This window comes from Chryseobacterium nepalense (assembly GCF_023195755.1).
GTDB classification, from domain to species: Bacteria; Bacteroidota; Bacteroidia; order Flavobacteriales; family Weeksellaceae; genus Chryseobacterium; species Chryseobacterium nepalense.
On the sequence record NZ_CP096203.1, the window covers coordinates 3,756,409 to 3,770,261 of the forward strand.

General features: G+C 37.7%; 8 protein-coding genes. 6 read left to right on the forward strand and 2 right to left on the reverse strand.

Annotation, left to right across the window (positions count from 1 at the left end):
- Window positions 1-99: 99 nt before the first annotated feature.
- The 4 genes from M0D58_RS17015 to M0D58_RS17030 all read left to right on the forward strand — a co-directional run bounded on the left by M0D58_RS17015 (window position 100) and on the right by M0D58_RS17030 (window position 10,630).
- Window positions 100-2,349 carry an Ig-like domain-containing protein gene (locus tag M0D58_RS17015; protein WP_248391949.1) on the forward strand — a complete coding sequence of 750 codons (2,250 nt, stop codon included), beginning with the start codon at window positions 100-102 and terminating at the stop codon, window positions 2,347-2,349.
- A 282-nt stretch (window positions 2,350-2,631) separates the two neighbouring features.
- A complete protein-coding gene (locus tag M0D58_RS17020; RefSeq protein WP_248391951.1) occupies window positions 2,632-6,150 on the forward strand; it encodes a fibronectin type III domain-containing protein in 3,519 nt (1,172 codons plus the stop codon).
- A 313-nt stretch (window positions 6,151-6,463) separates the two neighbouring features.
- On the forward strand, window positions 6,464-8,341 hold the full coding sequence (locus M0D58_RS17025; RefSeq protein WP_248391953.1) for a T9SS-dependent choice-of-anchor J family protein: 1,878 nt from the start codon (window positions 6,464-6,466) through the stop codon (window positions 8,339-8,341).
- Window positions 8,342-8,656: 315 nt separating this feature from the next.
- Complete coding sequence (locus M0D58_RS17030) at window positions 8,657-10,630, forward strand: T9SS type A sorting domain-containing protein (RefSeq protein WP_248391955.1); 1,974 nt, start codon at window positions 8,657-8,659, stop codon at window positions 10,628-10,630.
- Window positions 10,631-10,703: 73 nt separating this feature from the next.
- Here the strand turns inward: M0D58_RS17030 and M0D58_RS17035 are convergent, their stop codons facing one another.
- A complete protein-coding gene (locus M0D58_RS17035; protein ID WP_248391957.1) occupies window positions 10,704-10,865 on the reverse strand; it encodes a hypothetical protein in 162 nt (53 codons plus the stop codon).
- 40 nt (window positions 10,866-10,905) lie between these two features.
- Window positions 10,906-11,733, reverse strand: coding sequence for an ion transporter (locus M0D58_RS17040; protein WP_248391959.1), 828 nt, complete (start codon window positions 11,731-11,733; stop codon window positions 10,906-10,908).
- 62 nt (window positions 11,734-11,795) lie between these two features.
- Here M0D58_RS17040 and M0D58_RS17045 point away from each other — a divergent pair, with 62 nt between their 5' ends.
- Window positions 11,796-12,893: a Nif3-like dinuclear metal center hexameric protein gene (locus M0D58_RS17045; protein WP_248391961.1), complete on the forward strand. Its 1,098-nt coding sequence runs from the start codon at window positions 11,796-11,798 to the stop codon at window positions 12,891-12,893.
- A 3-nt stretch (window positions 12,894-12,896) separates the two neighbouring features.
- Window positions 12,897-13,673, forward strand: a complete 777-nt coding sequence (locus M0D58_RS17050) for a zinc ribbon domain-containing protein (RefSeq protein ID WP_072885759.1) — start codon at window positions 12,897-12,899, stop codon at window positions 13,671-13,673.
- Window positions 13,674-13,853 lie beyond the last annotated feature (180 nt).

The window sequence follows — 13,853 nt, forward strand, 5'->3', positions numbered from 1 at the left end:
AAATCATTTATTTTTATTTAAATTTAAAATAAATTAGCAAAAATTTACAGTAAATATTTTTTATTTGCTATTTTTAAAATCTAATTTAAAAGAATCTTTATGAGAAAACTTTACACGAGTCCGTGGCAATGGTGTCTTGGCTTAAAAAAAACGGGAATTATTGCCCTTGCATTCTTTGGAGCTGTACAGACGATGAATGCGCAGGTGAATAACTATGTATTTGCTCAGACTACAGGCACATTCAATAGTATTGCTTCTTCAGGTACGGTTGTTTCCGGGAGTGAGGCTACAACATCAACTACTAATGATACAGCAGGCTGGCCGGTTACTATTCCTTTTAATTTTAATTTTAACGGGGTAGATTATACCTCAATATTTGTCAATTCAAATGGAGGGGCAACATTTGGTGCTACTACCAGTACTGCCAGTTCTTTAATATCTTCAACTACCGGATTTTCTGGAGCTGTAAGTGTTATGAACAGAGATTTGTGGGGTGTATTTATTACTTCCGGAGTTACCACAAGCGGATCTGATATCATTACCAATGTGGCTTCTTTTAAAGGTATTGAAATAGGAAAACAGCTCAATAATGTCAATGGAATTCCTTCGGGAGCCACTGTAACGGCTTTTGATGAAACTGCCGGAACCATTACCATGTCTGCTCCTGCAACATCCAGCTCTTCGTCTGCTGTAGTGCGTTATGGATCAGGTAAGATTTTTACCGCTGTTGAAGGAGTTGCTCCAAACAGGGTTTTTGTTATTGAATGGATCGGATATAATGATTACAGTACAGCGGTAACCGGAAGTAATCATCTTAATTTTCAGTTAAGGCTGGCTGAAACTTCTAACCGTATTTCGATAGTTTACGGGCCGGGTTATAATATTAACACGACATCAAGAACCAATCAGGTTGGTTTGAGAGGGGCTTCAAATGCTGATTTTAATAACAGGTCCGGTGCGGCAGGTAGTCCGTGGGATTCTACAACAGCCGGAACTACCAACAGTGCAAGTGTTGCGAGAGATAATACGAGTTTTCCTGTTCCGGGATTAACATTTAACTGGGCGCCGCCAACATGCATAGTTCCTACAGGTTTAACGGTTCCTTTAGCAACGGTAACCACTAATGGAGCTGTAGTATCATGGACTCCGCCTTCAGCACTTCCGGGTAATGGTTACGAAGTATATTACAGTACGTCAAATACTGCGCCTACATCAAGTACGGTTTTGGATGCATCAAATTCTGTCACTTCAACAACGGCTTCGGCATCAATTGGTGGCTTGCTTCCTGCTACAACCTATTACGTATGGGTAAGATCGGTGTGCTCAGGATCGGATAAGAGTGTTTGGTCTACAGTATCTTCATTTGCAACGTCATGTCAGCCTCCTGCTATCCTAAGTGTAAATGGGGCAACTGTTTGTGGGGCTTCAGGTTCGGCTACCATATCGGCTACGGCAGATTCAGGTGCTACTGTTACATGGTATGATGCTGCTACTGGAGGAAATGTCTTAAGTACCGGGAATTCTTACACAACACCTGTGATTTCAGCAAATACTACATATTATGTATCGGCAAAAACCGGGACTAATCCCCCAAGTGCAGGATTGGCAAATGCGATATCCACGAGTGGATATACTTTAGAGGCGGGATTGTTTTTTGATGCTACTTCCAGTTTTACAATCAATGGGGTGTATGTTTATCCTATAGGCACAGGCGCGGGAACGGTTGTCATCGCTTTACAGGATGGAAATGTTAGTCCGGCAGTTACCTTACAGACTGTTACGGTAAATCTTACAGGTACAACGGCTCCTTATGTAAAAACGTTTGTTCCTCTGAATTTTTCCGTAACACCGGGAAGCAATTATAAATTAATGATGATGAGCAGAACGGGAGGGGTTAGCAGTTTGGTAAGAGAATCGGGAGCATCTTGGGGAGCATATCCGCTTTCCGTTCCGGGTGTAATGACGATCACCAATGGTAATTGCTGTTCAGGTAATACCACTTCTACTTCATATTATTATTTTTATGATTGGCAATTAACTGCTGGTTGTGAAAGTGCAAGACAGCCGGTTAATGTAATCGTAAACTCTTCTTGCCTTGGAACTTCAGAAACTTCAGCCTTAAAAGATGGTATTAAGGTATTTCCGAATCCTTTCTCTGATGTGCTGAATATTTCAGAGGTTGATAATGTAAAATCGGTTTCTGTTACGGATCTTTCCGGAAGATTGATAAAGACAATTGAAAAGCCTGGATCTGAGCTTAATCTAGCCGATTTAAAATCAGGAATGTACATGATTACGCTATACTTAAAAGATGGAACTCAAAAAACAGTAAAATCAATTAAAAAATAATAGCATCATCATATATTAAATAGCGGCCATTTTTGGCCGTTATTTTTTTTGTATAAATGAAGAGGTTGGGATTGATTTAATATGTATTTGAATTTTATATTATTAATAATCAATTATATAAATATATCAACAATCAGGGATAAATTATCAAAAATCAAATATTTGTTTAGTTTTATTGAATTATCTTAGTTGATATATAAATTTTATTAAAAATTTCATTATAATATTTGATAATATATAATTAAATTAATATTTTTACCACCTAATTTTAATTAACTAAGTATGAAAAAACATTTACTTACGTACCTCTTATTTTTGGGTACATTAATGTCGGCTCAGATTACCTTAGGGTCTGGAACGACATCGGGTGGTGTCTCCACAACTGTGGCCACCGTCCCATGGAGTACTTACTACGGGTACAGCTATGCCCAGCAGATTTTGCTTAAAAGCGATATCAATGCTGCCGGAGCAGGGAATATTACAGGATTACGATTTTATTTAAGTGCTTCTGCCAGTCTTACCAACTCAAATGATGTGGTTGTTTATTTGGGACAGACTACAAAAACTTCTTTTTCCTCAACTACCGACTGGATTCCTACCAGTGCAATGACACAGGTTTACAGCGGAACAGTAACCAATAATGCGGGTATTGTGGAAATCACACTTTCATCGCCTTTTGCTTACGATAACGTAAACAACCTTGTGATTGCGGTTGATGAAAATAAAGCCGGTGATAACGGAGGTGAAGTTTTTTATACCTATACCAGCGGGACAAACAAAACGTTGTATTACAGAAATGACACTACCAACCCGAATCCTGCCTCTATTACTCAGACCGGGACAAGATCTGCAACGCAGTCTGTAGTTACTTTGTTAGGTCTTGCTCCTAACCCAGTGCCTGCATGTCCTGCAGTTACAGCTCCGACAGCTGCGGCTACAGGAGTTTCCGTGCTTCCTGCTATCAACTGGAATGCAGTGAGTGGAGCTACAGGATACAGACTTTCTGTAGGAACTACTTCAGGAGGAACTGATGTAGTCAACAATGTTGATCTGGGGAATGTTACCACGTACACTTTTGCATCTGCTTTGCAGTTTAATACACAATATTATTATACGGTAAGCTCTTACAACGGTGCCATTCCTTCTGCTGCCTGCTCAGAAAGAACTTTTACAACTGCTAATATTTCCTGTCCGGCTGTTACAGCTCCTGCAGCTGCTGCAGTAGGTCTTTCTGTAACGCCAACCATTACTTGGACAGCTTCAACGGGAGCTACAGGATATAAAATATCTGTAGGAACAACTGCCGGCGGAACGGATGTTTTAAATAATGTTGATCTGGGGAATGTAACATCATATACCTTCGGTTCAGCTTTAATGAACAGTACAAAGTATTATTATACGGTAAATGCTTATTCTGCACTTGCCACTTCATCCGGATGTACGGAAAGAAACTTTACAACTGTATGTACTCCGGTAACAGCTTTTTCTGAAAACTTTGATACTGTTACAGCGGGTTCATGGCCGAATTGCTGGGCTAAAGTAGGCGCAAACGGTAGTGCTTATACTCAGGCAAGCACCGCAATGAGTGCTCCGAATAATATGTATATTTATACCAGTTCAGTTTCTTCTCCTGCGGTAGTTTCTATGCCGCCGGTAAGTACACTTCAGTTGGGGACTTATCGTTTGAGATTTAAAATGAGAGGAAATTTTACAGCCGGAGATAAAATAGATGTAGGATATCTTACCAATCCTTCCGACGCCTCTACATTCGTGTCTTTCGGTACTACCTATACTGCGAATAGTGCAACGGTTGTAGATAATTATACAATTAATAATATTATTGCTCCTGCGGGTGTTACCACAATGGCATTTAAGCATATCGGACCATCAGGGTACAGTATTCTGATTGATGATGTTGTGTATGAATTAATGCCTTCATGTGTAGAGCCTTCAGCGGTTACGGTTTCAGCTATTGGTGCAAATAATGCAACTGTTGCATGGACAGCTCCTTTATCAGCTCCGGGCAATGGCTATGAGTTTTATTACAGTACGACAAACACGGCGCCAACAGCTTCAACTACAGCATCTGGTACAAGCGCTACTACTTCTGCGCCTTTATCAGGCTTAACAAGTTCTACAACTTATTATGTTTGGGTTCGTTCTGTGTGCAGTACTGCTGATAAGAGTGTTTGGACTACTGCTGCTACATTTACTACAGCATGTACTTCTGTTAATGTACCGTATACTTTAAATTTTGACAGTGTTACCACACCTGCTTTACCGGTTTGTACATCAGCTGTAAATTCAGGATCAGGAAATGTGTGGAATACATCCACGGCTACAGGGTTTACCGGGAATGTTTTAAACTATACTTATAACACTTCTAATGCTGCAAATACATGGTTCTTTACTCAGGGAATTAATCTTACAGCGGGTGTGAGCTATAGAATTAAGTATAAATATTCTAATGCTACAGGAACGACACAGTATCCTGAAAAAATGAAAATTTCTTATGGTACTTCAGCTACCGCTGTAGGGATGACAAATCTTTTAAAAGATTATCCGGTTATTACGGGAGGTGTAATTACAAGTGATTTTGTTGATTTTACTCCTGCTTCAACAGGCACATATTACTTTGGATTCAATGCGTATTCTGCAGCTAATATGAATAGAATTTATGTAGATGATATCAATATTGATGTTACTCCTACTTGTTTTGAGCCTACTGCTTTAGTATCTTCTAATATCACGGCTACATCTGCTGATGTTGCATGGACTGCCCCTGCTCCTGCGCCGTCAAATGGTTATGAAATCTATTACAGCACAACAAATACTGCTCCTGTGTCTACAACAGTTCCTACTGTTTCAGGAATCACAGGAACTTCTCAGTCTTTGAATACGCTTTCACCTGCAACAACCTATTATGTTTGGGTAAGATCGAAATGTTCTTCAGCGGATATGAGCAGCTGGTCTAATGTTCTGACCTTTAGTACACCATGTGCTTCAGTAGTGCCAACTTATACAAATGATTTTGCTTCAACAGCTGGAGCTTGTACTTCAAATGTTTCAGGAGGTTCTCCTACAGGAAGTGCACCAACAGGAACAACGGCTTATTGGATACAGAACAACTGGTTAAATTCTCCTGTTACTAATTCAGGTACCGGATCAATGAGAATGAATTTGTATTCTGTGAACAGAGCCGGATGGTTAAAAATGGCTCCTTTAAATTTATCAGCGGGAGGATACAGAGTGAAATTTGATTATGCTGTAACAACATATTCAGGTACTGCGGCTTCTGCAATGGGTTCTGATGATGTCGTTCAGTTTGTGGTATCACAGGACGGAGGAAATACCTGGACAGTTCTTCAGACCTGGAATGCAGCTAATGCTCCTTCCAATACATCGAACACATTTTCTTTGGATTTAACTGGTTATACAGGTGCCAATACAATATTCGCATTCTATGGAAATGATGGTACGGTAGATGATACTGAAGACTATAATTTCTATATTGATAATTTTGTAGTAGAGGTAAATAATGTACTTGCTGCAAACGATGTTAAGGCTAATGCTAATACTGGAATTAAATTATATCCAAACCCTTTCACTGAAGTGTTGAATATATCTGATGCTTCAAATGTGAAAAATGTTCTGGTAACGGATATTGCCGGAAGATTGATAAAAACAATCGCAAATCCTGGTAAAGAACTTCATTTGGGAGAACTAAAACAAGGAATGTATTTGGTGACTCTGGAAATGAAAGATGGTTCCAGACAAACAATCAAGGCGATTAAAAAATAGTATTTTTAATTACTTATATTATGTAGCGGTCAAAACGGCCGCTACTTTTTTTTTATGTTAAATGAAAAGGTTGGGATTTGATTATGTTAAATTGTTTTTCATAATTAATTGTAAATCAATAAGTTTAAATAATTACATTTTTATATTTTTTTAATAAAATTTAAATAAATGTTTGTTTTTTTTAAATATTGTATGATTCTTTAGCTGATTTTGTTGATAATTTGATTATATTTTTGTTTGATATTGTATAAATTGATATTTTTACCACCTAATTTTAATTCAAATAAGTATGAAAAAAATTCTATTAGTATGTATGATGGCTTTTGGGATAGGAGCTTCAGCACAAATTACAGTATCGGAAAGTTTTGAAGGTAGTACATTGCCTACTGGGTGGATAAGTACAATAACAGGTTCAGGATTTTCATCTGCTCCTTCTGGCTACGGGACTTTAGCAGGAACAGCTTGTGCTGGAACTAATGCTGTTTATAAAAACATTTACGGCACAACTTACACAAGTTGGTATATGACCTATTCTTCTACAGCTTCGAATGCAACTGCTCTGAACTATTCTTTCAAATACCTGGCGAAAGGTTATTCTACCACAGGTGATATTAATGGGAGTGTAGCGGCTGATTATTCAGTAGACGGTGGAACAACATGGAATAATTTGTTAACACCTGTTACTCTAAATAGTCCTAATGCTACTCCAATACCATGTACAACGGTTTCCGGAACTATACCCGCAGGTACCATACCGGCAGGAGCGAATTTTAAATTCAGGCTTAAAAGTACCAGCGCTACGAATGGAGATTTTTACATGGGATTTGATAATGTAGTGCTTTCGCAAGCTGCTACTACAGCTCCCAATTGTGTTGCAATCTCAAGCCCTGCAAATGCTGCTACCGGTATTTCTTTAACTCCAACAATCACTTGGCCTGCTGCGGCAGGTGCTTCCAGCTATGTTATTAATATGGGTACAACTCCAGGTGGTACTCAGGTGATGGCAGGAATGGATGTGGGGAATACTACATCGTACACGGTTCCTGCTGCTACATTGGCTTATTCAACAATGTATTATATTACCATAATACCTAAGAATAGCTTTGGGTTGGCAACAGGATGCACGGAGACAAGTTTCACAACCTTAGTTATACCTTGTCCAACTGTAACGGCTCCTGCAGCAGGCGCAACAGGTATTAGTGTAACACCTACCATTACTTGGACGGCTTTGTCCGGCGCTGCTGGGTATAAATTATCGGTAGGAACTACGTCTGGAGGTACAGATATACTGAATAATCTTGATGTAGGAAATGTAACTTCTTATACATTTGCTTCTGCATTAATGTCAGGTACAAAATACTATTATAAACTAAATTCTTACTCTTCAACCTCTAATTCTTTAAGTTGTACAGAAAGAAACTTTACAACATTATGTTCAGCTGTTGCTTCTGTTCCGTATACTCTAGACTTCGAAGGTTTAACTACACCATCTCTACCTAACTGTAGTTTAGCTATAAATGCGGGCACGGGTAATAACTGGGTTACTGCATCCGCACCAACTGATTGTCCGGGCTTCACGACAAAAGTATTACAATATGGATACGATAGTTTTTCAGCAGCTAACGCATGGTTCTTTACCCAAGGTATTAATCTTACAGGAGGTACTCAGTATACAATTACTTATAAATATGGTAATAATAGCACAACCTACACGGAAAAATTAAAAGTAGCATACGGAAATTCTGCAGCGGTTGCGGCTATGACTAATGTTTTAGCAGATTATCCATCAATTAATGATAAAGTTTCTCATTCAGCATCTGTTAATTTCACGCCAACAACTTCCGGAACTTATTATTTTGGATTTAATGCATATTCGGCAGCAGATCAGTTTAACTTATATCTTGATGATATTAATATCACCGCTACGGCAGTATTAGCTACATCTGAAATAAATGATATTGCTAAAAATAACATTAAGGTATATCCAAACCCATTCTCCGAAGTGTTAAATATCTCTGATGCTTCTGATGTGAAAAATGTTTTGATAACAGATGTTTCAGGAAGGGTGTTGAAAACTATTGCAAATCCTGGTAAAGAACTTCATTTAGGAGACTTAAAACAAGGAATGTATCTAGTTACATTAGAAATGAAAGATGGTTCTAAGCAAACTATTAAGGCAATTAAAAAATAATTTTTAATCTATTAAGATAAAGTAGCGGCTGATATCAGCCGCTATTTTTTTAAGATTGATATTAATTCTAAATGATGTGAATTAATAGCGTGAAACCTTTCTTTTTGTATTGTAAAAAAGGTACTAAATTTTGATTTTAAAATTAGATTTTAATAGAATACATGCTATTTTATGCGGATAATTAAAATGTAAAATTTTATTTATATATATAATTATTTTTAAGTTTATTAAAATTATTAAAAAAAAGTGGTATTTATTATGATGAAATCACAGTATTATTCCTAAATTAGTGTATTAATCAGCAAAAATAAATTTATGACAAAATTTCTACTTTCATGCTTATTGTTTTTAAGTATGATGCTTAATGCACAAATAACTTTGGGTGCAGGAAGTACGAATGTCGGGACAGCCCCGATAAGTACATATTATGGTTATTCTTACACACAGCAGATTTTTACAAAACAGGAAATCAATGCTAATGCTGCAGGAAACATTACGGGATTAAAATTTTATCTGGATCCTTCCATGTCTATTGCAAGCTCATCAGAATGGGTAGTCTATCTGGGTCAGACTTCAAAAACGACATTTGCATCGGATTCTGACTGGATTCCTCTTTCACAGCTGACACAGGTTTTTTCAGGAACTGTCACCAACAATAATGGTGTTGTTGAAATTACTTTCTCTGCACCCTTCGCTTACGACAATATTGCTAATCTTGTTGTAGCAGCTGAAGAGAATTCTTCAGGCTATGATAGTAATGATTATGATGAAGTAATGTATGTTTATCCGGCAGCAGCAAATTCCACACTTAATTATAAAAATGATTATAACGACCCGGATCCTGCTTCGCCGCCTTCTTCAGGTGATCTGAAAAATTATAAATCCGTTACTACTTTTGAAGGCCTTACCGCTAATCCGATCCCTCTTTGCCCGGTAGTCTCTTATCCGTCAAATAATTCAACTTTTGTTCCTCTAGGTTCAACAATTACTTGGGTTAACTCTTCAGGAGCGACAGGATATAAAGTTTCTATCGGAACAACTTCCGGAGGAACTGACATAGCCAACCAGGTGGCTGTAACTACAAACAGCTTTACACCGGCAGCACCATTCGCACCCAATACAACACTTTATTTGAAGGTTGTGGCTGTAGGGTCTGGAGGAGAATCTTCCGGCTGCTCGGAAATAATGTTTACAACAGCACCGCCGCCGCCTACCAATGATGAATGTGCTACTGCGGTTACATTAACGGTGAATCCGGATCTCAACTGTGGTACTGTAACTCCGGGTTATACCATTGGTGCTACCGATTCTGGAATGATACCTGATCCATGCTATGGGAACCCTGATGATGATGTATGGTTTAAATTCGTGGCAACAGCTACCTCTCATAAAATCTCTCTTTTAAATATTCAATCGGTAGGAACCGAGCCGAATGATACCGATACTTATTTCCAGGTATTCAGTGGCGGATGTGGAGCATTGTCCAGTATCTATTGCTCAGATCCAGCTTCGGGAACTGTCACAGGTCTTACTGTGGGTGAAACATATCTGGTAAGAGTATACAGCTATTATGGTACGGGAAGCAATCAGAGTTTTGATGTTTGTGTAGGAACGTTCCCGCCGCCACCTGCAAATGATGAATGTAGCGGAGCTCTTGTAGCCACTACATTCCCATATACTTTCGTACAGAACGATGGAGAAGCGGCTACAAATAACGGCGGTATGGTTACTGCCTGTACTAATAACGGAATGAATGACGGTACATGGTTTACTTTCGTAGGAGACGGAGATACATTTAATATTACAGTTACGATGCCTGCAGGAAGTGATTTTGATCCTAAAATCGGAGTTTACAGCGGAACCTGCTCTGCTTTGTCATGTGAAGATTCTGAAGATTCAGGAGGAACGGGAGTTAGCGAAACACTTTCAATCCCAACACTTTCAGGAAATACGTATTATGTAAATGTTGGATACTATAGTGGATGGTCTGATGAACCGGAAGGTGCTTTTACTATTAATATTACCAAGGGTGTACTGGGAACTTCTGATGTGAAGCCGGAAAAGAAAAATATCAAAGTATATCCTAATCCGTTTACAGATCTGATAAATATTTCCGATGCTGCCAATGTAAAATCAATTTCAGTTTCCGATCTTTCCGGAAGATTGATAAAAGTGATTGATAACCCTGGAACTTCAATTCATTTGGGTGAACTAAGACAGGAGATGTATTTATTGACACTTATTATGAAAGATGGTTCTAAGCAAACAATTAAAACCATAAAAAAATAACAATACAATCATAATACAAGAAAGGCGATCTCAAACAGATCGCCTTTTTTATTTTGCGCTAAATTTTAATAATTTATCTGTTTTCAGGAACAGGCTGTAGATCACCGGTATTAAGGCTCTCAAAAACCGCCGGAAAGAAGGTGACGAGAATGAAATAAATAATGACCATTAATACAATCAAAGAAAACAGTATAACTACTAAAGTATTTGGCTTATTTTTCTTTTTTGGTTCCATGATGTTGGTATTTAGTTAATAGATATTATAATATTTTACACTAAGCTAATTTCTTGCCACATTGTTTGCAGTACCTTGCATCATCATCAATATCCTCATTTCCGCACCGGTCGCATACTTTTTCAAGATTTTGCCTCTTGTTCCGCATTTCCGCCGTTACAATTCCTGTAGGAACAGCAATGATGGAATAACCGGCAAGCATAAGAATAACTGCAAAAAACTTTCCCATAGGAGTAATCGGAGAAACATCACCATAGCCAACGGTAGTTACCGTAACCACCGCCCAGTAAATCGATTGCGGAATTGTTTCGAACCCCGGCCTTCCGCCTTCCACCATAAACATCATAGAACCGACAATTACTGAAAAGATAATCAGGAATAGCAGGAAAATATAGATTTTTCTTGAGCTGTTCTTTAATGCTCTTACAATAACAAATCCGTCATTCATAAAATCCAGGAGGTTGAATACTCTGAAAACCCTCAGCATTCTGAGCATTCTGAAAATGAGGAAGTATTTTGTAACCGGAAAGAAAAAGCTCAGATAAAAAGGAATCAATGCTAAAAAATCAATAATTCCGAAAAAGCTGAAAATATAACGACGTTTGTTTTTTAGAACCGTAATTCTTGAAGCGTATTCTATTGAAAATAAGATGGAAATAATCCATTCCAGAACAAGAAAGGTATAATGGTAACGTTTATCAAGTTTAGGGATGCTTTCCATCATAATGATAGCGGTACTGATCAGAATGAGCAACAACAGGATAATATCAAACAGCTTTCCGAGCTTTGTATCAGAACGGTAAATAATTCTGTAAAGATATCGTTTCCACCACGCATCTTCCGGAACAAGATTATGTTCTCTTTCCATTTTTAACCTTTTTTTAAATATAACAAATTATCCTTACTTTCGTAACAAACATACAGAATAAAATGAAAATTAGAGAGGTCGTTTCAAAGATAGAAAAGCGTATTCCCCTCCAGCAGGCGGAAGATTTTGATAATGTCGGGTTACTCTGTGGTTCATGGGATCGTGATGTTAGCGGGGTATTGATCTGTCACGATGCCCTTGAAAATGTTGTAGATGAAGCAATCCTTAAAAACTGCAATCTTATTGTATGCTTTCATCCGATTATTTTTTCAGGCTTAAAATCATTAACGGGAAAAAATTACGTTGAAAAAGCGGTGATCAAGGCAATTGAAAATAAAATAGCAATTTACGCCATTCACACCGCCTTCGATAATGATTTTTTTGGGGTCAATGCAGGAATCTGTCAGCAGCTCGGACTTAAAAACCTTAAAATTCTTCAGCCTAAAAAAAATGATCTGAAGCAACTCACCGTTTTTGTTCCGAAAGAATACTCTGAAAAGGTAAGAGAAGCGCTTTTCGAAGCGGGAGCGGGCAGTATCGGTTTTTATGATGAGTGCAGTTTCAGCATAAACGGAAACGGAACTTTTCGCCCTAAAGAAGGCTCAGATCCATTTTCAGGAAAGTTGGGAATTCGGGAGAATGCAGATGAAGACATGATTTCCGTTATTTTTGAAGGGTACAAACAGGGGCAGGTAGTCGCAGCAATGAAATCGGCACATCCTTATGAAGAAGTAGCACATCAGATTTACAGCCTTGATAATACAAATCATTACACTGGTCTTGGTATGTACGGAGATTTTGAAGAGCCGATGGAAGAGCAGGATTTTCTGAAATTTGTTAAAGAAAAATTTAATCTTGAAGTGATCAGACATTCTGATTTTACCAGGAAAAAGATTAAAAGAGTAGGTGTTCTGGGAGGCTCCGGAGCAAGCGGTATCAAGTCTGCAATCTCCAAAAAATGTGATGCTTATCTCACGGGAGATGTAAAATACCATGATTTTTTCCTTGCCGAATCTAAAATGATGATTTGTGATATTGGTCATTTCGAATCAGAACAATTTGTTACTCAACAATTATTTGAAATTTTGTCACAAAAATTTAGTACATTTGCAATCTCAAAATCTATTGAGAAAACGAACCCGGTAAATTATTTCATTTAAAATATGGCAAAAACCAACGATATTTCAGTTGAAGAGAAGTTAAGAGCTTTATACGATTTGCAGATCATTGATTCCAGATTGGACGAAATCCGAAATACAAGAGGAGAATTGCCAATCGAAGTAGAGGATCTTGAGATTGAAATCGAAGGTCTTGAAAAAAGAGCTGAAAAATTTCATGCGGATATCAAAGATCAGGAAGATCAGATCAAAACCAAGCATGAAGTAATTAACCATGCAAAAACTTTAATTGAAAAATACAAATCTCAGCAGGATAATGTAAGGAACAATAAAGAGTTTGAAGCATTAAGTAAAGAGGTTGAATATCAGGAACTTGAAATTCAGCTTGCTGAAAAAAGAATCAAAGAATTCGGTGCTAAAATCAGCCACAAAAACGAAACGCTGGATGAGCTTAACGCAAAAATCGATGATCTTAAAAACCACCTGAAGTTCAAAAAAGAAGAATTGGAAGGTTTGATCTCTGAAACCCAGAAAGAAGAAGAATATCTGATTGAGCAGTCTAAAGAATTTGCTGCAAAAATCGATGAAAGATTGCTGGCTTCTTACAACAGAATCAGAACCAATTCTCCGAACGGACTTGCAGTAGTAGGATTGGAAAGAGGGGCGCCAAAAGGTTCATTCTTTACTATTCCGCCTCAAAAGCAGATGGAAATCGCTCAGAGAAAGAAAATCATTATTGATGAGCATTCAGGAAAAATCCTTGTGGATGACGAATTGGTAATGGAAGAAAACGAAAAAATGAAATCAGTGATTAAGTTTTAATTAGTCACCATTTTAAAAAATATAAAAGCTGTCTCATATGAGGCAGTTTTTTTTTGTGAAGAGCTTGCAGGAAAGCATCTTTTGCTCATTATTTAAATAAAATTTATTATACTAAAAATTTAGACTGGAAATTTTAATAGTATTGAGATTCAATACTATATTTCATTCGCTTTGAATGAT

Coding starts and splice junctions, on each gene's coding strand:
- M0D58_RS17020 (WP_248391951.1), top strand. CDS start 2,632: ATGAAAAAACATTTACTTACGTACCTCTTATTTTTGGGTACATTAATG.
- M0D58_RS17035 (WP_248391957.1), bottom strand. CDS start 10,865: ATGGAACCAAAAAAGAAAAATAAGCCAAATACTTTAGTAGTTATACTG.
- M0D58_RS17025 (WP_248391953.1), top strand. CDS start 6,464: ATGATGGCTTTTGGGATAGGAGCTTCAGCACAAATTACAGTATCGGAA.
- M0D58_RS17015 (WP_248391949.1), top strand. CDS start 100: ATGAGAAAACTTTACACGAGTCCGTGGCAATGGTGTCTTGGCTTAAAA.
- M0D58_RS17040 (WP_248391959.1), bottom strand. CDS start 11,733: ATGGAAAGAGAACATAATCTTGTTCCGGAAGATGCGTGGTGGAAACGA.
- M0D58_RS17045 (WP_248391961.1), top strand. CDS start 11,796: ATGAAAATTAGAGAGGTCGTTTCAAAGATAGAAAAGCGTATTCCCCTC.
- M0D58_RS17030 (WP_248391955.1), top strand. CDS start 8,657: ATGACAAAATTTCTACTTTCATGCTTATTGTTTTTAAGTATGATGCTT.
- M0D58_RS17050 (WP_072885759.1), top strand. CDS start 12,897: ATGGCAAAAACCAACGATATTTCAGTTGAAGAGAAGTTAAGAGCTTTA.